General features: G+C 65.0%; 1 protein-coding gene. It reads right to left on the bottom strand.

Translation table 11 applies throughout. The features are described from left to right. On the bottom strand, positions 1–150 hold a 150-nt coding region (locus L6Q67_RS24395; protein WP_296576375.1), incomplete at its 3' end, for a tetrahydrofolate dehydrogenase/cyclohydrolase catalytic domain-containing protein. Positions 151–531 lie beyond the last annotated feature (381 nt).

Raw genomic sequence — 531 nt, 5'->3', positions numbered from 1 at the left:
GACGTAGACGCGACTCGCCGGGTTGTCGCCGACGAGGATCACCGCGAGGCCCGGCTGCACGCCCTGCGCACCCAACTGCGCCACGCGGGTCTTGAAGCCTTCACGAAGGGATTTCGACAAAGCCTTGCCGTCGATGATCTGGGCTGTCACGGGTTCAGTCTCCTGAAAAAAGCGGGGCGATCCGGTGTCGGAGCGCCCGGAAAATGGTTGCGGATGTCGGGTTACGCTGCGCTAACCCGACCTACCCTCTGTTGCTTGTGTAGGGGCGACTTCAGTCGCCCATCCGCACACGCAGCAGGCGCAGGTGCGTGACCGAAGTCCGCGGGCGGCTGAAGCCGCCCCTACAGGGGGAGTGCGATTCGTAGGTCGGGTTAGCCCGCCAGGGCGTAACCCGACAGGGGCCGTGTGGCGCGCACCGTCGTAGCCGGAACCGGGTTGTGTCGGGTTACGCTGCGCTAACCCGACTCTAAGGACTTCCCCGTCAAGCACCGTTTTTCCATGCCCGGCCGCCAGGCCGGTTTTCCTTTCCTG

Origin of the sequence: Zoogloea sp. (assembly GCF_023150065.1) — a bacterium.
Lineage (GTDB): Bacteria > Pseudomonadota > Gammaproteobacteria > Burkholderiales > Rhodocyclaceae > Zoogloea.
This window is presented reverse-complemented; position numbering and strand designations above follow the sequence as displayed.